At 61.2% G+C, this 18,928-nt stretch carries 19 protein-coding genes; 11 read left to right on the top strand and 8 right to left on the bottom strand.

Annotated features, from left to right (window positions below; all coding sequences use genetic code 11):
* Positions 1 to 97: 97 nt before the first annotated feature.
* Both BUA38_RS07125 and BUA38_RS07120 read right to left on the bottom strand, forming a co-directional pair.
* Complete coding sequence (locus BUA38_RS07125) at positions 98 to 754, bottom strand: response regulator transcription factor (protein ID WP_072817308.1); 657 nt, start codon at positions 752 to 754, stop codon at positions 98 to 100.
* Positions 754 to 3,474, bottom strand: a complete 2,721-nt coding sequence (locus tag BUA38_RS07120; RefSeq protein WP_083587494.1) for a PAS domain-containing protein — start codon at positions 3,472 to 3,474, stop codon at positions 754 to 756. Before BUA38_RS07120 ends, BUA38_RS07125 begins: the two co-directional genes overlap by 1 nt.
* Before the next feature lie 453 nt (positions 3,475 to 3,927).
* Between BUA38_RS07120 and BUA38_RS36195 the strand changes: the two genes are divergently transcribed.
* The 6 genes from BUA38_RS36195 to BUA38_RS07095 all read left to right on the top strand — a co-directional run bounded on the left by BUA38_RS36195 (position 3,928) and on the right by BUA38_RS07095 (position 7,606).
* Positions 3,928 to 4,167 (top strand): hypothetical protein, encoded by a 240-nt coding sequence (locus BUA38_RS36195; protein WP_083587493.1) that lies wholly within the window; start codon positions 3,928 to 3,930, stop codon positions 4,165 to 4,167.
* 49 nt (positions 4,168 to 4,216) lie between these two features.
* Entirely contained in the window at positions 4,217 to 4,939 is a 723-nt protein-coding gene (locus BUA38_RS07115) for a winged helix-turn-helix domain-containing protein (RefSeq protein WP_072817306.1), read from the top strand.
* Positions 4,940 to 5,098: 159 nt separating this feature from the next.
* The gene (locus tag BUA38_RS07110) at positions 5,099 to 5,338 is read left to right on the top strand and encodes a hypothetical protein (RefSeq protein ID WP_156898427.1); all 240 of its coding nucleotides are present in this window, start codon (positions 5,099 to 5,101) and stop codon (positions 5,336 to 5,338) included.
* Between the two features lie 145 nt (positions 5,339 to 5,483).
* Positions 5,484 to 5,672 (top strand): hypothetical protein, encoded by a 189-nt coding sequence (locus BUA38_RS07105; protein ID WP_156898426.1) that lies wholly within the window; start codon positions 5,484 to 5,486, stop codon positions 5,670 to 5,672.
* Between the two features lie 44 nt (positions 5,673 to 5,716).
* Positions 5,717 to 6,112, top strand: coding sequence for a hypothetical protein (locus BUA38_RS07100; RefSeq protein WP_072817303.1), 396 nt, complete (start codon positions 5,717 to 5,719; stop codon positions 6,110 to 6,112).
* A gap of 24 nt (positions 6,113 to 6,136) precedes the next feature.
* Positions 6,137 to 7,606 (top strand): cytochrome-c peroxidase, encoded by a 1,470-nt coding sequence (locus BUA38_RS07095; protein ID WP_156898425.1) that lies wholly within the window; start codon positions 6,137 to 6,139, stop codon positions 7,604 to 7,606.
* 203 nt (positions 7,607 to 7,809) lie between these two features.
* Here BUA38_RS07095 and BUA38_RS07090 read toward each other — a convergent pair whose 3' ends face one another.
* The 3 genes from BUA38_RS07090 to BUA38_RS07080 form a co-directional block, all read right to left on the bottom strand.
* Complete coding sequence (locus tag BUA38_RS07090) at positions 7,810 to 8,094, bottom strand: DUF2158 domain-containing protein (protein WP_072817302.1); 285 nt, start codon at positions 8,092 to 8,094, stop codon at positions 7,810 to 7,812.
* A 114-nt stretch (positions 8,095 to 8,208) separates the two neighbouring features.
* Positions 8,209 to 11,310 (bottom strand): efflux RND transporter permease subunit, encoded by a 3,102-nt coding sequence (locus BUA38_RS07085; RefSeq protein WP_072817301.1) that lies wholly within the window; start codon positions 11,308 to 11,310, stop codon positions 8,209 to 8,211.
* Complete coding sequence (locus tag BUA38_RS07080; protein WP_072817300.1) at positions 11,307 to 12,491, bottom strand: efflux RND transporter periplasmic adaptor subunit; 1,185 nt, start codon at positions 12,489 to 12,491, stop codon at positions 11,307 to 11,309. Before BUA38_RS07080 ends, BUA38_RS07085 begins: the two co-directional genes overlap by 4 nt.
* Between BUA38_RS07080 and BUA38_RS07075 the strand changes: the two genes are divergently transcribed.
* Both BUA38_RS07075 and BUA38_RS07070 read left to right on the top strand, forming a co-directional pair.
* Positions 12,490 to 12,888: a hypothetical protein gene (locus BUA38_RS07075; protein WP_072817299.1), complete on the top strand. Its 399-nt coding sequence runs from the start codon at positions 12,490 to 12,492 to the stop codon at positions 12,886 to 12,888. The genes BUA38_RS07080 and BUA38_RS07075 overlap by 2 nt on opposite strands.
* Before the next feature lie 332 nt (positions 12,889 to 13,220).
* Complete coding sequence (locus BUA38_RS07070; RefSeq protein ID WP_072817298.1) at positions 13,221 to 13,436, top strand: hypothetical protein; 216 nt, start codon at positions 13,221 to 13,223, stop codon at positions 13,434 to 13,436.
* Between the two features lie 12 nt (positions 13,437 to 13,448).
* On the opposite strand, the gene BUA38_RS36530 is transcribed toward BUA38_RS07070, so the two are convergent.
* Genes BUA38_RS36530 through BUA38_RS07055 form a run of 3 tightly spaced genes read right to left on the bottom strand, consistent with a single transcriptional unit; the run spans position 13,449 to position 15,792 of the window.
* Positions 13,449 to 14,324 (bottom strand): hypothetical protein, encoded by an 876-nt coding sequence (locus BUA38_RS36530; protein ID WP_156898424.1) that lies wholly within the window; start codon positions 14,322 to 14,324, stop codon positions 13,449 to 13,451.
* A 17-nt stretch (positions 14,325 to 14,341) separates the two neighbouring features.
* A complete protein-coding gene (locus BUA38_RS07060) occupies positions 14,342 to 14,746 on the bottom strand; it encodes a cupin domain-containing protein (protein ID WP_072817296.1) in 405 nt (134 codons plus the stop codon).
* A gap of 20 nt (positions 14,747 to 14,766) precedes the next feature.
* A complete protein-coding gene (locus tag BUA38_RS07055) occupies positions 14,767 to 15,792 on the bottom strand; it encodes an aldo/keto reductase (protein ID WP_276328160.1) in 1,026 nt (341 codons plus the stop codon).
* A 520-nt stretch (positions 15,793 to 16,312) separates the two neighbouring features.
* Here BUA38_RS07055 and BUA38_RS07050 point away from each other — a divergent pair.
* From BUA38_RS07050 to BUA38_RS07040, 3 genes are all read left to right on the top strand, one after another.
* Positions 16,313 to 16,729 (top strand): hypothetical protein, encoded by a 417-nt coding sequence (locus tag BUA38_RS07050; protein WP_072817295.1) that lies wholly within the window; start codon positions 16,313 to 16,315, stop codon positions 16,727 to 16,729.
* 92 nt (positions 16,730 to 16,821) lie between these two features.
* A complete protein-coding gene (locus BUA38_RS07045; RefSeq protein ID WP_072817294.1) occupies positions 16,822 to 17,508 on the top strand; it encodes a response regulator transcription factor in 687 nt (228 codons plus the stop codon).
* Between the two features lie 9 nt (positions 17,509 to 17,517).
* The gene (locus tag BUA38_RS07040; RefSeq protein ID WP_072817293.1) at positions 17,518 to 18,921 is read left to right on the top strand and encodes an ATP-binding protein; all 1,404 of its coding nucleotides are present in this window, start codon (positions 17,518 to 17,520) and stop codon (positions 18,919 to 18,921) included.
* Positions 18,922 to 18,928 lie beyond the last annotated feature (7 nt).

Genomic DNA, 18,928 nt, shown 5'->3' with positions numbered 1-18,928 from the left:
ATATGCCAAGGTTGATGGAGACCGGATTTTGGTTTGCGCGGGTGCAAACCTTGGTTTGCTCGCCGCGGGAACTGGTGCACCGCACCCTGACGGCCGCTCAGGCCTTGGTGCGGGAAATGCCAAGGGCTTCTGCCTGTCTCACCAGTTCGGCCAACGATTTCGCGCCCATTTTTCTCGTGATATGGCCGCGGTGGATTTTCACCGTTATTTCGGCAAGGCCGAGCTCGGCGGCGATCTGCTTGTTCATGAGCCCGGATGAAACCAGCGCGAAGATCTCCCGCTCGCGAGGCGTCAGGGTCTCAAAGCGCGTCTGCAACTTCGACACGATGGTCTCGGCCTCGCGGCGCTTGCGGTCGCGTTCGATCGCTGTGGACACGGCATCGAGCATGTCCTGGTCGCGGAACGGCTTGGTCAGGAAATCGACGGCGCCACCTTTCATGGCTCTCACGGTCATCGGAATGTCGCCGTGACCGCTCATGAAGATGATCGGAATGTGCGTATTGGCCTTGGCCAGTTCCGACTGAAAGTCCAGTCCGCTCAAGCCGGGCAATCGGACGTCCAGCACGAGGCAGCTGGCACTGGCGGAAAGCCCGCTTTGCAGCATTTCGGACGCCGATCCGAACAGCATTACCTCCAGCCCAACTGATTGAAAGAGGTTGGCAAGCGCGCGACGCACCGACTCGTCATCTTCAACCACGAGTACGGTCGGTTTGCTTGTCTCTTTCCCGGGCGATGATTTCAGACGATCGTTCATCACACATCCTCTTGATGAATGGGCAGGGCGAATTGAAAGGTTGCCCCAGGTCCCTCATTGCTTGATGCAGACATGCGTCCGCCGTGAGCTTCCACGATCGACCGGCAGATCGACAGTCCCATGCCGAGCCCGCTCGATTTGGTGGTGAAGAAGGCATTAAACAGACGGTTGGCGTTTTCAGCTGAAATGCCTACGCCGCTGTCCGTGACGCTCACAATCAGCTGGCCGGTGTCGCCGCTGGCGGAGCGAACCAAAAGTTCCCGCGGCCGACCGGTGAGCGGCTCCATCGCCTCAATGGCGTTCATCAAGAGGTTGATGATCACCTGTTGCAGCTGAACGCGGTCACCGAGTATCTCGGGCAGCGACGGCGCAAGCTCGGTTTGCAGCGAGACGTCGTTCTTGATCAACTCACGTTCGACAAGCTTGATGGCTTCGTCGACGACCTGATTGAGATTCAGCCTGGCGGTTTCAATGTCGGATTTCGTGGCGAGCGCGCGAACGCGCCGGATCACGTCGCTGGCGCGGCAACCGTCGTTGACCACCCATTCGATCGAGCGGCGCGCGGCCGCGAGGTCGGGTGTTTCGCGATTGAGCCAGCGCAGCGAAGCCTCCGCATTGGCAACGACAGCGGCAAGCGGCTGGTTGACTTCGTGGGCGATCGAAGCGGTAAGCTCGCCCAGCATCGTTACCCTCGTCACATGCGCGAGCTCGGCTTGCGCCTTGCGCAGGGCCTGCTCGGCCTGGTCGGCGCGGATCGACGCGGTAATGTCGTTCCCGGTGCCGCGATAGCCGATGAAAAGGCCTTCGGCGTCGAATACCGGCTTGCCGCTGGTCCGGACGTAGACCTGGGATCCGCTTTCGTTGATGATGCCGTAGACGAAATCCCGAAATGGCCAATGGGCATCCAGCGTCTCCCGATGTCGCCGCCACTTTTCCGGCTCGGCCTCCACGTCGGATGCAACCTCCCACCTCGTTATGCCCGGCAGGTGTGATCTGGTCAAACCAACAACATTGATGTGCTCCGATATCCTTGTGATCCGGTGGTCCGGCCCCGTTTCCCAGAGCCAGTCGGATGCCGTCTCCGCATAGTCACGGAAACGCCGTTCGCTCTCGCGAAGGGATAACTCGGCAAGCTTGCGGTCCTCGATATCGGTTGCCGAGCCGTACCAGCTGACGATATTGCCCGTCTGATCGCGCAGCGGCTCCGCCTCGAACAGAAACCACCGATAGGTGCCGTCGAAGCGCCGCAGGCGAGCTTCAAGGCTGCCCCGCTTTCCGGATTCCCGGATCGTGGTCCACTTCACATACATGTCCTTCTTGTCGTGGGGGTGGAAGGCGCGCGGCCAGTCCAGCTCGATCTCACCTGGCACCAGGCCTGTGAAATCGAGGGCTTGCTTGTTGAGAAAGTCGGGAACCCCGTCGGCGCGCGCGCGCCAGACCAGGATCGGAATTGTATCGGTCACCAGTTGCAGGTGATCCTGAGATCTCTTGATCTCGTCAAAAGCACTTATCAGCTTCTCTTTTGCTTCGTGCTGCTCCGTGATGTCGACGTTTGTGCCGACCAGCTGGATCACTGTCCCCTCGCTGTCGAGCACGGGATGGCCGACAGTCTGGATGTGCTTGACCGATCCGTCGGGAAGTCTGATCCGGTAGGTGACGTTGAGGTCCGTCTTGTTGATGAAGGCGCGCCGCGTGGCCTCCTTCACGCTGGGCAAATCCTCGTCCAAGATGCGATCGCGATAGGCCTTCAGCCGACGGGACTCTTCGACCTGCTCGAACCCGAACAAATGGACGATTTCGTTCGACGTATAGACGAATTCCTTTTGACGCTGATCCCAGGCCCAGCTGCTGGTATGGCTGAGATGCTGGCTCTCGGCCAGATAAGATTCGCTAAGCCTCAATTTCCGCTCGACTTCCCGCGTGGCCGTCACATCGGTTACTGCCCCGACAAATTCGGTTCCTGACGCAGTCTCCGTCGCGTGAGCCATCGCATGGACGTGCTTCACAGAGCCGTCCGGCATCAATAGTCGATACTGATGCTCGAAATCGCCGCCATCTCTCAAGGCCCGGTCGATCATCGCTTGAACAGCGGCTCGATCATCGGGATGCGTGCACTGCAGGATTAATTCGAGGGTTGGCGTCGTCGCCGGATCGACGCCAAAGATTCGAAATGCCTGCTCAGACCAGAAAATCTCGCCGCGCGACACCTTCCATCCGAAACTGCCAGACTGGTTCAGTCTTTGGGCCTCGGTCAGATATGTTTCGGTCTTTAGCAATGCCGTTTCAGTGCGCCTCAAGCCTTCGAGCGCCGTCTGCAGATCATCGCGCGAGCGTCGAAGAGCTTCCGTGGCACTGCTCTGTGCGGTGATGACGAAGGAAACAATCAGCGAAACGATGGTGAACATCACCAGACGCGGCGCTTCCGAGAAGTTAACTTCAAAGAACGTCTGTTTCCAGACAAATAGATTGGCGGGTGGTGCGATGTTGTACTGAAAAACAGTTAGCGCGAGCAGGATCGCAAAAAGCGCCGGACCAAGCCCTGCAAGCCATGCCGTTGCGATCACGGCGCTGAGCAGCAGTAGTCCGATCGGCTCGGGCGTGAAGAAATAGGACATGATCGCAGTCGCCACGGTCGCGATTGCGACCGAAAGGATAGGAACCGCGTAGGCGAACCAACCGTGCGTCGCCGACAATGGCGGGCGGGATTCAGAACGCATCATTCTATTCGTCCGTTCCAACCAAGCTAAACCTTCTCAATCTGCCGATTAGTTTCCGAACCATGCCCGCGTTCGCCATACGGCCGGCAAGAGGAAAAAAGCATCGACCTATTCAGGAAATTAATTGGCCCGGTAGGCCGAATTCGCGCTGCGGACGTCTCACGGGAGTGCATTAAAGCACCTTGAAACCGCATCAGCAATTCGTTCCGAGGTTGCAGTTTCGCCGCGCGGACGTCTCCGCATACCTTGGTATAGTCCCGCTATTCCTTTCTATGCGCCGGCCGACCACGGGTACGATTGAGCGAATGACCTCGCTCCGATTAACTACCATGGCAGATCGGAATTCCCGAGAGCACGTGATGAGAGCGTCTGCGAGCCCGGAAAAACGACTCCGGAAACCGTGAGACGGTCGACGATTCTCATAACGGATGTGTTACGAACACCGCGAGGAAGGCCATGAGATTCATTCTGGTAAATGGCAGGACACCGTTCGGACGGTTCACTTGCGCGAAGTGCGGTGAAGCCATCAGCAATTCCTATCTGCGAGAGATGACGACACACCTCTATTACTGCGATCAGAGCTGTTACTCCGAGCACTGCGTGAAGGCGGCGCTGACTCTTAAGGTCGCTCCGGTCGGGCTTGCGCCCGTCCGCAACAAGCGTTCGGCCGAGGGGGATCTGACGGCCTCGACATAGGGCGCTGGCAGCAGGTGGTGCGTCGATCGCACAGAAAAGGGACAATCGAATGCGAAATCAAAATATCGTCCGCGATATGGTCGAACGACGAGGTGCCGATCCAGCCGCCACAGTGCTCGCGCCAGCGAAACACTACGCGCTGGCGACGCGGAGAGGCCGTCGCCAGCTGCGCGACACCTTGCGGACTTCGCCTGGGTCGGGCGATTTGACGGAGTTGAATTTGCACGTCGACGGCTTTTCGGTCGTTGTCCGCTTTTTCCCCGACGGCGTTTCGGCGAAGCGAGGATCCGGACGCCTCGCCGCGGAAACCCAGTCATTGCTGTTGAGCGCGTTGGAGACGGTTATTCGCGGATCGAGCCAGCCGGCGTCACGCCTTTCGGCGCAGCCGGTGCCGGCCGTGACGGAGACTGTTTTGGACGCAGAAGCCGCCTCGGTTCCGCAAATGGCCGCGGCTCCGACCGTGCTGCGCGTCGGGCCCCTGGAGCTTGACCTTCTCGAGCGCACGGCCAGGCGTGGCGATCGCGTGATTGCGCTGCGCCCGCGGGAGTTTGGCCTGCTGCGCTACATGATGGAGCGCAACGACAAGCTACTGACGCGAGCAAAGCTTCTGCAGGAGGTCTGGAACTACAAGTTCGTTCCGGAAACGAATCTGGTCGACGTTCACATGGGACGGCTTCGGCGCAAGGTGGATGGACCAAATGAACCGGCGATGATTCGCAGCGTTCGCGGTGCCGGCTTCGTTCTGAGCGCCAATCCTCTCATTCAAAGCTGATGCCAGGAACGAAGAGAAGACCGGCGTGCCTTAAACAGTAATTTAGTGGCGCAACCAAAACGAAGCCGTACGTCAACTGTGAAAGAAAAGCGAAGCAATCGACTCTGCAGGAACTGCGGCCCGATCGCGTTCGTCAAATGAAACGAGATGGAGAGTGTGATGACAAAGGTCAAATTGATTGGAGCCGTGGTGCTGTCGGTTCTGCTGGCCGGCCCAGCGATGGCAGCGCGCCACAACGAGCAGCGCCGCAGCGAGCGTGAGACGCCAGTCGTGGACGCGCTGCATTTCGGTTACGGCGGCGGCGCATGTGGCTATCACTCGGGCTATGGCGGTCTGTATGGCGACGGGCGCTATCCGGACAATGTCTGCGAGGATGGCCGCTCTCGTCTCATCGACTGATTTCCGACGCCGGTCTGTCCGGCGTAGTGCCGATCAACAAACCAGGTGGGCCGTGCTCGAGCGGCCCGCTGCTTCGGGCAATCTCGCAATATTGTGAACCCGCGGCAGCCCGTTTGTTTCTTGATGAATGAGGAAGAGCGCTCCCATGATCGGTAAGGAATATCTGCATACGGCTCAGGCGTTGCTCCGTAGTGCCAAGAGCATCACGGATGAAACGATTGCAAACCGCCTGATGGTGCTCGCCGCGGACTACGAGCGCAGGGTCCACAAGGCGGCGTTGGCGCCCGCGGCCGACCGCGCTGGATCATCGCCGAGGTTGGCGAAGTCCGATTGAAGACCGCTTTCGACGTCATTTCGCGAATTCGCCGGAGACGTAGAATGGGCAAGACTGGCGCAGTATCGCTGCTGAGCGTTTTGGGGATCGTTGTCGCCTTGCTTCTGGCAGAAGCGCTGCCGGTCTGGGGCCGTGACCTCGACGGCCGCTATCGTGACTCTCCCTTGCATGACTGGTTCGAACATCTGGCGAGCGGCAAGGGCCTTTGCTGCTCGTTTGCCGACGGCTATATGGTGGAGGACGCCGACTGGGAGACCAGGGGCGGCCACTATCGCGTGCGTGTACCCGTCGCTGCCAACGCTGCCGACGCGATTTGGGTCGACGTGCCCGACGAAGCCGTGATCACCGAGCCCAACAGAGCGGGGCGAACCATGGTGTGGCCGCTTTACGGCCTTGGGCCTGTGACAATTCGATGCTTCATGCCCGGAACCATGACCTGACTTTCCTGATCGGGGGATCGGAAAATGATACGAGCACTTTCCGTTCTCGCTGCTGCCGCAGTCCCGCTATTGGGATCGGCAATGCTTTCGGCGCGCGACAGCGCCACGCCGCTTTCTACGACAGCTCTCCAAGAGATCGCACGCGTCGAAAACGAGATCGAGCGCATCGAGCAGGAAAGCATCGATCGCCTGACGTCGCCTCCCGAGAATCAGGTGCAGCAGATCGAATTGCTTGGGAAATTACTGCTCTTCGACAAGGAGCTCTCGGTCAATCGAAACGAAGCCTGCGCCTTCTGCCATATGCCGGAAGCCGGCTTCGCGGGGCCAGTCTCCGAAATCAACCGAACCACGGGATCCTATCCCGGATCGGTCAGGACCCGATTCAGCGAGCGTATCCCGCAGACGCATAGCTATGCGCCGCTGTCTCCGGTGCTTCACTACGATGATTTGAAGGACGACCTGGTCGGCGGCAATTTCTGGGATATGCGCGCGACCGGAAGGCGTCTCGGCAATCCCGCCGCCGAACAGGCTGAAGGGCCGCCGACAAACCCGGTCGAAATGGGATTGGCCGACTTTTCCTGCGCGGTTTACCGTGCCTCCAGTCGGCCCTACCGGACTCTGTTTGAGAGGGTCTGGGGTCCTCAGGCATTCGAGGTCGCCTGGCCGGCCAATACGGCCGCCGTCTGCGACAGTCCTGGACCGCCGGCTGCCGACGATCCGTTGCCGGTTCATCTGACCCCGGCCGACCGGGGGCGGGCCGCCGCAACGTTCGACCAGATGGCGCAGTCCATCGCGAGCTACGAGGCCTCGCACGAGGTGTCGCCGTTCTCCTCGAAGTACGACGCGGTTCAGGCCGGCAAGGCGCAATTCACCGCCCTCGAGCAGCAGGGATATGACGTGTTCAGAGGCAAGGCGAAATGCAACCTCTGTCATCGTGACGGCGGACCAGGCGAGGAGCCGATGTTCACCGATTACACCGCCAGCAATATCGGCACCCCCGCAAACCCTGACCTGCCGTATTATGCCGAGGGCAAACCCGACGATCGTGGCTACGTCGCCAACAGGAGCGGCGCTGCTTTCGTCGATTTCGGCGTGGGCGGCTTTCTGGCGGATGGCCACCCGCTCAGCCAGCCTTCGGCGGTCGATGCGCGCTGGAAACCGCTGGCGCCCCAGAACCGCGGCCACTTCAAGGTGCCGACGCTGCGCAACGTCGACAAGCGTCCGAGCGCTGACTTCGTCAAAGCGTACGGCCACAACGGCTACTTCAAGAGCCTGAAGCAGATTGTGCACTTCTACAATACGCGCGACGTGCTGCCGCGCTGCTCGGCGCGCGGCACGGGCGAGGGCACCGCCTGCTGGCCGGCGCCGGAAACCACCGATAACCTCAACAAGAGCAAGGTCGGCAATCTGCAGCTGTCGAACGAGGAAGAAGACGCGCTGGTGGCGTTCCTGCAGACGTTGACCGACGGATTTCATCCCGCCGAACGAAAGTAGTCTCTGGCGTGGCCTGTATCGCGCGCCCAGAGCCTATCCGGTTTGATTGAAGCAAAAACCGGGCTCTAAATTCTTGTTTGACGCGCTTTCTTCACGCGAACCGGTGTCCACCCGTCTCCGCCAGGGCTTCGCCGGGCCACTAGCTCACTCGGCCGCCGAAGCTTTAGCGAAGGCGGCTTCGCTCGAAAACGCTCTAGGGCGGCTCAGTTTTTCTGAAGCACCTTGGCGGGGAAAGTCGCCTCATTGGTCTGGCCGTTCGGATCGGTCCAGATGCAGTCAACGACGGCGCCCCTGACGGTTTCGATCGTCATCAGCGGTCCACCCGAGCGCAGACGCACGAGATCGCCCTGCAGCAGGGGAGAGGCGCTGGCCTCGTCAGCCGCGTGCTCCGAAATCGCTGGGGCCGAGTAGGCAGGACGGGCAAAGGGCTGGCTCAGCACCACCATTGCCGCCAAGGCCATCATCGCAAGTTGCTTGGTCCGGAACATGTTGAACTCCATTTTGCTCTTACCTGCTACGTAAGCACGTCTGCTGGCCGGCCCAGTAAATTCTCTTTCACGAGGCGTTCCGCCGCCGACCAGACAGGATCGGGAATGGCGGCATCATTCCGCCGGCTCTGGCAGTGCTGCGGCCTGGTGCCGTTCGCCGAACAGCCAGGTCTGCAGGCGGTCGAGATAGAGGTAGACGACCGGCGTCGTGTAGAGGGTAAGCACCTGCGACAGCGCGAGACCGCCGACGATGGCATAGCCGAGTGGCTGGCGGATCTCCGAGCCCACGCCGGTGCCGATCATCATCGGCACCGCGCCCAACAGCGCCGCCATCGTGGTCATGAGGATCGGGCGGAAGCGCTTGATACACGCCTGATAGATCGCTTCTTCCCTGCTCAAACCGTCGACCTGTTCGGCTTGTAGCGCGAAATCGACCAGCATGATGCCGTTCTTCTTGACGATTCCGATCAACAGGATGATGCCGACGATCGCGATGACGCTGAGGTCGAAATGAGCCGCCATCAGCAGTAACAACGCGCCGACGCCGGCCGACGGCAATGTCGAGATGATGGTGATGGGGTGGATTATGCTCTCATATAGTACGCCAAGGATCAGATAGATGACGAACAGCGAGGCAAGGATCAGGATCGGCGTGCTCTTGAGCGACGCTCCGAAAGCCTGCGCATTGCCCTGGAAGCTGGTCTGCAGCGACAGCGGCGGATGCAGCCCCTTTTCGACCGCCTGAATATCGCTGACGGCCTGGCCGATGGCAGCGCCCGGCGCAAGGTTGAACGAGATGGTCACCGACGGGAATTGTCCCGTATGGTTGACCACAAGCGGCGCGACCTTGATGGCCGAGTCCACCAGCGTCGATATCGGCACCTGCTGCCCGCTCGATGATTTGACGTAGATGTTTTGCAGAGCGTCGGGCGAATACTGGAAGTTCGGAGTAACTTCCAGGATGACATGGTACTGCTGCAGCGTGGTGTAGATGGTCGAGACGATGCGCTGGCCAAAGGCGTCGTCCAGCGTGTTGTCGATCGTGTAGGGCAGGATGCCGTAGCTCGATGCGACGTCGCGCTTGATGGTGATATCGAGCAGCGGCCCGCCATTGAGCTGGTCGGTGGCGACGTCGGTGACGGTGTGGAGTGCCTTGATCTTCTGATAGAACAGATCTGTCCAGTGATTGAGCTCGCCGGGATCGGCATCGTTCAGCGTGTACTGGAACTGGGTCTTGTTCAGCCGCGCGCCGATCGTGATGTCCTGCGCGGCCTGCATATAAAGGGTAATGCCCTGGATTTTTGCGAGGCTGGTCTGCAGCCGTCGGATCACCTGATCGATCGGACCGCGCTCGGCTTTCGGCTTGAGCTGGATGAACAGACGGCCGTCGTTGATCGTGTAGAGGCCACCGCCGGCGCCCGTTGCCGCGCCCACCGATTGCGTGGCGGGATCCTTCATGATGACATCGAGCATGGCCTGCTGGCGCTGGGTCATCGCTTGATAAGAGATGTCCTGCGCCGCCTCCGACTGACCGATGATCAATCCGGTGTCCTGCTGGGGAAAGAAGCCCTTGGGAATAATGACGTAAAGATACCCGGTCATGACCACCGTGCCGAGCATCACCATCAGCGTGATGAAGCGGTGCCGCATCACGATCTTCAGGCCGGCCTCATAGAGGTTGAGCAGACCGTCAAAGCAGCGCTCCGAGAACCGGTAGAGTCGGCCGTGGTCATGGCTCTCCGGCTTCAGCAGGTAGGCGCACATCATCGGCGTCAGCGTCCGTGAAATGATGAGTGAAAGCACGAGCGCGACGCTGACGGTCATCGCGAATTCGCGGAACAGCAGGCCGACATAGCCGCTCATCAGGAACAGCGGAATGAACACGGCGATCAGGGAGAAGGTGATCGCCATGACCGTGAAGCCGATCTCGCCGGAGCCTTTCATGGCCGCATCGTAAGGCGAAAGGCCTTCCTCGATGTGCCGCGAGATGTTTTCGATTTCGACGACCGCATCGTCGACCACAAAGCCGACCGCGATCGACAAAGCCATCAGGGAAAGATTGTCGAGCGTGTAGCCCATCTCGTAGAGGATCGCGAAAGTGCCGATCAACGAGAGCGGCACCGTCACGGCCGGGATAATGGTCGCCCAGAAGCTGCGCAGGAAAACAAAGATAACCATGACGACCAGTGCGATAGTCAACAGCAGCGTGAACTGCACGTCCTCGATCGACGCGCGGATGGTCTGGGTACGATCGGAGATGACATCGATCTTGACGGCGGCCGGAATCGAAGCCTGCAGCACTGGCATCATGGCCTTGATGCGCCGCACCGTTTCGATGACGTTGGCGCCGGGCTGGCGCTGCACCGCGAGTGTGATGGCCCGCTTGTTGTTTTCCCAACCGGCGATCAGTTCATTCTGTCCCGCGCTGACGGCGCGGCCGACATCGCGGATGCGGACCGGCGATCCGTTACGGTACGCGATGATCAGGTCGGCATATTTGGCAGGGTCGAAGAGTTGGTCGTTGGTATTGAGCGTGAAGGTCTGGCGCGGGCTGTTGAGCTGACCTTTTGGAAGATCGACATTCGCCTGGCCGAGCACCGTGCGGACATCCTCAAGGTTGATGCCGCGGGCCGCCAGCGCGGTCGGATCGACCTGAACGCGCACGGCCGGTTGCTGCTGACCGCCGATACCGACAAGCCCGACGCCGGAGATCTGCGAGATCTTCTGTAACAGGATATTCTGTGCATAAGCGTCAACCGTCGTGATCGGCAGGCTGTCCGAGGAAATCCCGAGCACCAGGATCGGCGTGTCGGCCGGATTGACCTTCCGGATCATCGGAGGGTACGGCATGTTCTTGGGCAGGTAGGCACTCGCGGTCTGGATTGCCGAGAGCGTATCGCTGACCGCGCCGTCAAGATTGCGGCTCAATTCGAACTGCAGGGTAATCTGGGTGTAGCCAAGCGCACTCGAGGATGTCATCTGCGTGAGGCCAGGAATCTCGCCGAACTGCAGTTCCAGCGGCGATGCCACGGTGGCGCCCATGGTCTGCGGGTCGGCGCCCGGCAACTGGGCCGTCACGGTGACCGTCGGGTAGTTGATGTTCGGCAGCGCCGCCACCGGCAGCAGCGGATAGGCGACCAGACCGCTTACGAGCAGTCCGATCATGACCAAAGCGGTGGCGATCGGCCGTTGAATAAAGGGTGCGGAAATATTCATGGGATCGGAGCCTGCATTGCGTCCTGGGCAGCAGCTTCTTCAGCGGCTTTGCCGTGCAGCAGTTGGACATGCGCGCCCGGCTGCAGTTTGTATTGTCCGTCGACGACGACCTGCTCGTTAGCGTCGAGCCCGGAGTCGATCAGCGCCTGGCCGTCGCTGATCTGCGCGACCTTGATCTGACGGATTGCTACGGTGTTGTCGGGTTTGATGACCCAGGCGTAGGGTCCTTTCGGACCTTGTTGCACCACAGCGGCCGGAATCGTCAGGCCATTATGCCGCGTGTCGAGCAGCAGCCGTGCATTGACGAGCTCGCCCGGCCAAAGCCGGTTGCCCTTGTTGGAAAAGTTCGCTTTGAGCTGGATCGAGCCGGTCGTCTGCAGGATTTCATTGTTGACGAGGCCGAGCTCGCCCTCGTCCAGCTTGATCGTATTGTCCTGGCTGTAGGCGAGAACCTTGAGCGCGCCCTTGGTCTTCTCTTGTTGCTCCTGAATCTGCGGCAGCACCGTCTCGGGAAGCGTGAAGATCAGGGAAATCGGGTCGATCTGCGTCACGACGCAAAGGCCGCTTGCAGTCGACGGACTGATGATGTTGCCAATGTCGATCTGACGAATGCCGACGACGCCATCGATCGGTGCCGTCAGTTGCGTGTAGCTGAGCTGTACCTTCGAGGCCTGGATCAGGGCCTGGTCGGTCTTGATCGCTCCCTGTAGTTCGCCGACCTGCGCATTCTGTGTTTCCACCAGTTGTTGGGTGGCCCAGCCCTGGTTTCCGAGCTGATTGTAGCGTTTCTGATTGGCCTGGGCGTTCATCAGCTGGGCCTGATCGCGCTCCAGTTGCCCGGTGTATTGATCGATCATCGCCTGATAGGGACGCGGGTCGATCTGCGCGAGCAGGTCGCCGGCGTGCACGTTCTGGCCTTCGGTAAAGTTGATGCTGATGATTTGTCCCTGGATCTGGGCGCGCACGACGTCGGTATTGTAGGCGATCACGGTTCCAACGCCGGTGAGATAGACCGGGACGTCATGTTGGGCGACGGTCGTGGCAACGACCGGCACCGGAGCCGGCGGAATGGGCGCAGCTACGGCCTCCTGTAAAGGCCGAACGTGCAGGAGGTAGAAAAGACCGCCGGCCACGACGGCAGTCATGACCAGGGCAGCGGGAATAATGGTCTTCCTTTTCATGATCGCTCTCTTTTATGAATCAGGATTGGTTCACGGCGTCGTGCTGGTCGCCGCGTTCGCTCCCGTGGTGCCTGTCATTGGCGAAACGCTCGGCGCGGGCACCGCCGCCCAGGAGGTGACGCCCAGATTGCCGATCTCGGTAGAGTCGAGCGGAATTCCGCTGCGAGCGCCGGGTGTCGTGGGCGCCGCCGAAGTTGGACTGGATGACGAGGCAACGGTGCTTGAGCCCGAGCCGCACATTCCCGATGAGCCAGCCGTTGTCGTCATTCCGGAGATCGCTGACACGCCCGAGGTCGCCGATATTCTCGATGCTGACCGAATGGCGGACGTTGCCGGAGCCGGGGACGCGGTCGCGGGGGGTGCAGTTCCGTTCAGCGTGACGCCTCCACCGTCATAGCTTGAGGGTGAGCCGTACATTGCCGCTGGCGGAGTTCCCAACGTCGAGCATGCCGTGTTGCCGGCGCCTGTCGGGTAGCTCGGCAGCGAACTGACCACGGACGCCGAGGAGAGCGCGGGTCCCATCGGGATTCCGGTCCCGGCGATCGGCGTGCCGGGATTGCTTCCGAGCGGCGAGGTGGTGTTGAGCGGAGGCAAGGTTGTGCCCATGCCCATCTGGGCGAAAGCGGGGCCACCGCAAAAGCAGATGGAAACCACCGCGACGATGAACAACGGCCTCATGAGGACTCCCCGGATAAGCAGATTGGCCGCGCCGGAGATCGTTTCCGCCTGATGACGGGCCAGACCTGCCATGCGCCGCATTCAAACACGGCATGCATTCATCTCTCTCTCAAGGTGGCGAGGGTCCCCGCCATTGCCATTAAATTAGGATTCATGCAGCGAACCTCGCCCGAGGCTCTTTTTCCGGATCGCACGACCAGGCGACGGCTTGCGCCACAGATCGAATCCTTCGGCGGCGAGGAGCGCAGTCAGCAGTCGCGAATCTGAAGTCTGGACGGGTTATTTGCCTGCAAGGCCCGGCACCAGAATCGGGATGCCCGAAATGCTGGATTGGAATCCTGAAGCGCCGCTGATCGAGGCTGTCGATGCCGCAAGGCTCGCCGGCGCGGTTGTGGTGGTCGTCGGAGTCGATCGCAGAGTCGTAGCGACAGGCATGGTCGGAACCGTCGGCAGCGTTGTGCCTGGCGTGGCTGCAAACGGCGATACAAGCGGCGTCGGTATCGTAGCCCAGGAGCCGACGCCGAGATTGGCAATCTCCGAGGAACCCAGTGGAATGCCGACTCTCGGATTGCCGCCGGGCGTCGTGGCGGCCGTCGACGTTGGAGTCGATGGCGATGCGGCGAGCCCGTTCGAGTCGGCGCTGCACATTCCGGTCACTCCCACCGTTCCCGTGGCATAGGTTGTCGACATCCCGGAAATTGGCAACGTGCCCGGGTCGGTCGGTGCGACGTTTGGTGCGGACATTCCAGCCGTACTGCCGGATGCCGTCACGTTAGGTGTCATCGTCGTGGAGCCCGCCGTCGCCGTTGCCGTCGATCCCATCGCCATTCCACCGCCGTCATAGGCGTCGGCTGATCCCGTGACTCCCGGTTGCGACATTATCGGCGTCGGGCAGGTCGTGCCGGAGCCCGACAAGGCAATGGTGCCTGACGAGTAGGTAGCCAGCGGACTGACACCAGCAGATTTGATTTCGATTGCGCCGAGCGGGATTCCGGTGCCACCCATCGAACTCGAGTCGATTCCAAGCGGTGAGGTGGCGCCGATCGGAACCGTGGACATGTCGTTCACTTCGGGAACGTAGTCGAGCTGCTGGGCGGACGCCGGGCTGCTGCAATACAGGAGGGCAGGGACCGCAGCGATCAAGAAGAGTCTCACGGTGTGCTCCATGCGGCTCACGGCCAGACGGCGTCCGGCAGGTTGACGACAATGGGCTTTGGCGTGCTTCGAACGACGACCCAGCGGAAGGGATGCACTTTCGACGGGTTGATCTCCATGTGCGGCAGGAAAGCGGGGACATGAATGAAATCGCCGGCGCACGCCAGCGCTGTGAATTCGCCGTTCTCTCCCCAGCGGACCTCGCACCTTCCCGAAAGCACAAAGGCAACCGTCTCCTGGCTTCCGTGATGGTGAACGCCGGTCCGCGCGCCAGGCTCGACTTCGAAAATGCCGCCCCACAGCGCGGAGGTGACGCCAACTTCCGGTGCAATCGCAGCGCGGCGCTGCGAGCCGGACGTCTGCGCCGTCCCGAGATCGAATTGATCGGGACGAACGATTCGGATCGGGTTGCTGTTGCTCATGATGCGACCTCCGTCGTCGTTCAGGCAGCCACACGATTTGGCGGCGCCATGAACTCGGGCCCGATCGGATTCTCGATCGTCTTGTCGAGGATGCTGTCGATCTCGGCCATCACCTCGCTGTCGAGGCGCCATCCGAGGGCACCTGCGATCGGCGAAAGCTGATCGGCGCGCCGGGCGCCCCACAGGGCGATGTTCATCTTGTTGCGGTCGAGCACCCATCTCACGGCGAGATGAATCACCCGCCTGCCGAAGCGCGCTTTCGCGATACGGTCGAGCTCGTCGACGGCGGCGAGATATTGGCCAAACCGCGGGGCGACAAATTTCGGATCGCTCTTGCGAAGGTCGTCGCCGGTGAACTGGGTGGTCGGCGACATGCGGCCCGACAAAAGCCCGCGGCAGAGCGAACCATAGGCGAGCACCGCGATATCGCGATCGCGGCAATAGGGAAGCACGTCCTGCTCGATCGCGCGCTCGAACAGGTTGTACGGCGGCTGCGCGGTGTGAAGCGGCGCCACCTTGCTGAATTCGTCCATCTGGGCGGGGCTGAAATTGCTGACGCCGATCGCGCGGATCTTTCCAGCGCGATGCAAGGAGGCCATGGATTCGGCGACTTCGGCGATCGGCGTGTCGGGATCGGGCCAGTGAACCTGGTAGAGGTCGATCACGTCGGTTCGAAGCCGGCGCAGGGAATTCTCGACTTCTTCGACAATGCGGGTCTTTCGCGCGTCGCGAAACGGCTTGCTGTCCTTCCAGTTGAGGCCGACTTTGGTCGCGATGAGCGCGCGCTCGCGCCGTCCGTCCATCGCCAGTGCCTTTCCGACGATCTCTTCCGAATGCCCGAAACCGTAGACAGGTGCGGTGTCGATCAGATTGATGCCGCGGTCGAGCGCGCTGTGAATGGTCTTGATGGCCTCGCGTTCGTCGCTGCCGCCCCACATCCAGCCGCCGATGGCCCATGTGCCCAGCGCAATTCGCGAAGCGCGGATCGTGGTGCCGGAGATATCGACATATTCCATGTCGGCCTGGCTTGCTTGTGATTGGTTCATCTTGAAACTCTCGTTATTGCGTTCTTGTTGTTTGCGGGTCTTGCCACGCGGAGATTGGCTGCAGTTCCGAACTGCGGAAGGGACGCCCGCAATCGGATCTGCAGCCGCGATCGTCATGGAGAGAAAAGGCACCGGGCTCTCCGGCTGACGTCGTTACCTGCCGACATAAGCGGGCTGCGGCGCGCCGCCACTAAATTGGCCGTTAGGAAGCGTCAGGCGCCGGCGACGCCAGCGGGAGATCGTGCGTTTTGGAAAGCGGCTCGCAGCGGCAATAACTATATGTGATGGCGAGCTCTCGAATTCTCAAAATCCGCTCTTTGCGAAATCCTTCAAGCTTCGCGCAGCCGTTGTTGCGGCACCGGGTGAGCGCGCGAACGGTGCTCGCGGCGCCGTGAAATGCCTGAAAGTCATTTTAATGGTCGAACGAAGGAGAATTCCTATCTCCAACTCATCGGAAGCGTCGGCGCGCGCAAGTTTGGAAAATGGCGCGCTCCGTTCCGTCAACTGAATGGAGTAAACGATGAGAAAGACGATCACGATTTTGGCGACGGCCCTGCTGGCTTCGACCTTGGCGATTGCGCCAGCCGATGCGCGCGGCGGCGGAGGCGGTGGTGGACACGGAGGCGGCGGCTTCGGCGGCGGCGGTCATATGGGTGGCGGCTTCGGCGGAGGCGCGCACATTGGCGGCTTCGGTGGCGGCGCGCACGTTGGTGGCTTCGGCGGCGGTGAGCACATCGGTGGCATCGGCCATGTTGGCGGTGTCGGTCGCTTCGATGGTTCGCGCTTCGCGTTTGGCGAAGGCGCGCGCACCGGCGGCATCCATCAACACGCCATGCACCGGTTCAGTCATCCGTATTATGGCTACGGCGTGGACTGCTACGACTGGTACCTCTCGCATCCGGCCGACAGCGTGTCGCCCTATGGCTATTGCGGCTGATGCATCGTCGGTTGGTACCTTAGCAACTAAGTCGTCCGCGGCGAAGGGGAGACAGGTGCTCCCCTTCGTTCCGGCGATGCGAGAGAACGCAGATGACAAAGGTTCTTTTGATCGAAGACGACGATGAGACAGCGGAGGAAATATCCGCCGAGCTGACCGGGCGCGGGTTCGAGGTCGAGTGGTCGTCGAACGGAATCGAGGGTCTCGACAAGGCGCGATCGCTGCGGCCCGATGCGTTGATCGTCGACCGTCTTCTGCCGGGGATGGACGGTTTGTCCGTCATCGACACCTTGCGGAAGGATCAGGTGCGTACGCCGGTTCTGGTGCTCAGCGCGCTTGGCGCCGTGAACGATCGGGTACGCGGCTTGCGGATGGGAGGCGACGACTACCTGACCAAGCCGTTTGCGGTCGTCGAACTCGTGGCGCGGATAGAGGCGCTGTTGCGCCGCCCCTCGGAATCGCGCGAGACGATTTTGCGGGTGGGACAGCTCGAACTGGACCTGATCGAACGCACGGCAAGGCGTGGCGAGCGCGACATCGATTTGCTGCCGCGGGAATTCCGTCTTCTCGAATACATGATGCGGCGGAGCGACCAGTTGTTGACGCGAGCGATGCTGCTCGAGGAGGTTTGGAACTACAAGTTTGTTCCGACGACGAATCTGGTCGACGTTCATATGGGGCGCGTCCGCCACAAGGTCGACGGGCCGGGTGAGGCGACGATGATCCATAACGTCCGCGGCGCAGGGTTCATCCTGCGCACCGTGGACCAGCTCGGGTAACGAAACCGGATGCTTCAGGTTCAATTCCTGCGCTCGAACACCTTCAGATGGGCTTCCGCGGTCGCGGGCCTGTTCGCGACGTTCGTCGTCATCCTGTTCGGTTTCATCTATTTCAACATCGACGGCTACCTGGTGGCGCGATCCGACCGCCTGCTCGAAACGCAAGCTGCGTTTCTGGCGTCGCTGCCGTTCGAGCACGGCGTACACGTGATCGAGGATCATCTCAGGCTGGATGACCGAGGTGTCCAGTTTGCCGGACTGTTCGATTCCAGCGGAAAGCGGCTTGCCGGCAATCTCGATCAATTTCCGAAAGACATTGCGATCGGCGCGCCGCCGCAGAACGTACGCGTCATGCAGTCAAGCGGCGGCAAATCGACTGATCCGCTGATCCGCGCCACGGCGCGGCGTCTGGCGAACGGCAACGTCGCTCTCGTAGGCAGAGTCGTGGACGAAACATGGGAAATCTCCCACGTTGTCGGTGAGGCGCTGGCGCTGGGACTGCTGCCGGCTTTTTGCCTCTGCCTGCTGGCCGGCGCCTGGTTGAGCCTGCGCGCGCAAAGGCGCGTCGAGGAGGTCAACCAGCGGGTCCAGCGCATTATTGCCGGAGATTTGCGCGAGCGTCTTCCGCATCGCGACGTCGACGAGCCGTTCTCGAATCTTGCCGTCATCGTCAACGGCATGCTGAACGAGATGGAGACCATGATCAACGCGCTTGCTGGCGTCGGGAACGACATCGCGCATGAACTGCGGACGCCGCTGACGCGGGCGCGGCTGATACTGGAGCGCGGGCGATCCAATGCGACCAGTCTCGAGCAATTTCAGACGGCCGCAGACAAGACTGTCGCGGGCATCGATCAGGCGCTCTCCATCGTCACGGCGCTGCTGCGGCTCGCCGACATCGAGAACAGCCGGCGCTCCGCCGCGTTCGGCGACGTTGCCGTCCCCGATCTGCTCCGTCAGGTCTGCGATATCTACGAGCCGATTGCCGAAGACAAGGAGATCAATCTCAGCGTCGACATCGCCGGCAATCTTGAAGTGCGTGGCGACCGCGATCTCCTGTTCGAGGCGATCGTCAATCTCGTCGACAATGCGGTCAAGTTCACCCCCGAAGGCGGCAAGGTGATGATTGAGCTGGCGCAGGCCGAACAAGGCGCTGTCGTGCGCATCACCGACACCGGGCCGGGCATCCCGCGTCAGGAAACGGAAGCGGTGCTGCGGCGGTTCTACCGTTCCGACAAGGTGCGTCACACCGCGGGTGTTGGTCTCGGGCTCAATCTCGTGGCGGCGATCGTCAAGCTGCATGGATTTCGGCTGATGATCCATCCCGGGCCCGGCGGCTGCATCGAGATCCTGTGTCCCGACCGGCGGCTGGACCGGGCAGCGAGAACGAATGCGGTTTCTTGCGCCGCGTGAACGATCG

It is taken from the genome of Bradyrhizobium erythrophlei, from assembly GCF_900142985.1.
Lineage (GTDB): Bacteria > Pseudomonadota > Alphaproteobacteria > Rhizobiales > Xanthobacteraceae > Bradyrhizobium > Bradyrhizobium erythrophlei_B.
Note: the sequence above shows the minus strand (reverse complement) of the source record. Positions and strands in the feature narration are given on the sequence as shown.

What these genes read in the sequence shown, in the direction of transcription:
- BUA38_RS07125 (WP_072817308.1), bottom strand. Translation starts at nt 754, where the DNA reads ATGAACGATCGTCTGAAATCATCGCCCGGGAAAGAGACAAGCAAACCG.
- BUA38_RS07120 (WP_083587494.1), bottom strand. Translation starts at nt 3,474, where the DNA reads ATGATGCGTTCTGAATCCCGCCCGCCATTGTCGGCGACGCACGGTTGG.
- BUA38_RS36195 (WP_083587493.1), top strand. Translation starts at nt 3,928, where the DNA reads ATGAGATTCATTCTGGTAAATGGCAGGACACCGTTCGGACGGTTCACT.
- BUA38_RS07115 (WP_072817306.1), top strand. Translation starts at nt 4,217, where the DNA reads ATGCGAAATCAAAATATCGTCCGCGATATGGTCGAACGACGAGGTGCC.
- BUA38_RS07110 (WP_156898427.1), top strand. Translation starts at nt 5,099, where the DNA reads ATGACAAAGGTCAAATTGATTGGAGCCGTGGTGCTGTCGGTTCTGCTG.
- BUA38_RS07105 (WP_156898426.1), top strand. Translation starts at nt 5,484, where the DNA reads ATGATCGGTAAGGAATATCTGCATACGGCTCAGGCGTTGCTCCGTAGT.
- BUA38_RS07100 (WP_072817303.1), top strand. Translation starts at nt 5,717, where the DNA reads ATGGGCAAGACTGGCGCAGTATCGCTGCTGAGCGTTTTGGGGATCGTT.
- BUA38_RS07095 (WP_156898425.1), top strand. Translation starts at nt 6,137, where the DNA reads ATGATACGAGCACTTTCCGTTCTCGCTGCTGCCGCAGTCCCGCTATTG.
- BUA38_RS07090 (WP_072817302.1), bottom strand. Translation starts at nt 8,094, where the DNA reads ATGTTCCGGACCAAGCAACTTGCGATGATGGCCTTGGCGGCAATGGTG.
- BUA38_RS07085 (WP_072817301.1), bottom strand. Translation starts at nt 11,310, where the DNA reads ATGAATATTTCCGCACCCTTTATTCAACGGCCGATCGCCACCGCTTTG.
- BUA38_RS07075 (WP_072817299.1), top strand. Translation starts at nt 12,490, where the DNA reads ATGATCGCTCTCTTTTATGAATCAGGATTGGTTCACGGCGTCGTGCTG.
- BUA38_RS07080 (WP_072817300.1), bottom strand. Translation starts at nt 12,491, where the DNA reads ATGAAAAGGAAGACCATTATTCCCGCTGCCCTGGTCATGACTGCCGTC.
- BUA38_RS07070 (WP_072817298.1), top strand. Translation starts at nt 13,221, where the DNA reads ATGACGGGCCAGACCTGCCATGCGCCGCATTCAAACACGGCATGCATT.
- BUA38_RS07060 (WP_072817296.1), bottom strand. Translation starts at nt 14,746, where the DNA reads ATGAGCAACAGCAACCCGATCCGAATCGTTCGTCCCGATCAATTCGAT.
- BUA38_RS07055 (WP_276328160.1), bottom strand. Translation starts at nt 15,792, where the DNA reads ATGAACCAATCACAAGCAAGCCAGGCCGACATGGAATATGTCGATATC.
- BUA38_RS07050 (WP_072817295.1), top strand. Translation starts at nt 16,313, where the DNA reads ATGAGAAAGACGATCACGATTTTGGCGACGGCCCTGCTGGCTTCGACC.
- BUA38_RS07045 (WP_072817294.1), top strand. Translation starts at nt 16,822, where the DNA reads ATGACAAAGGTTCTTTTGATCGAAGACGACGATGAGACAGCGGAGGAA.
- BUA38_RS07040 (WP_072817293.1), top strand. Translation starts at nt 17,518, where the DNA reads ATGCTTCAGGTTCAATTCCTGCGCTCGAACACCTTCAGATGGGCTTCC.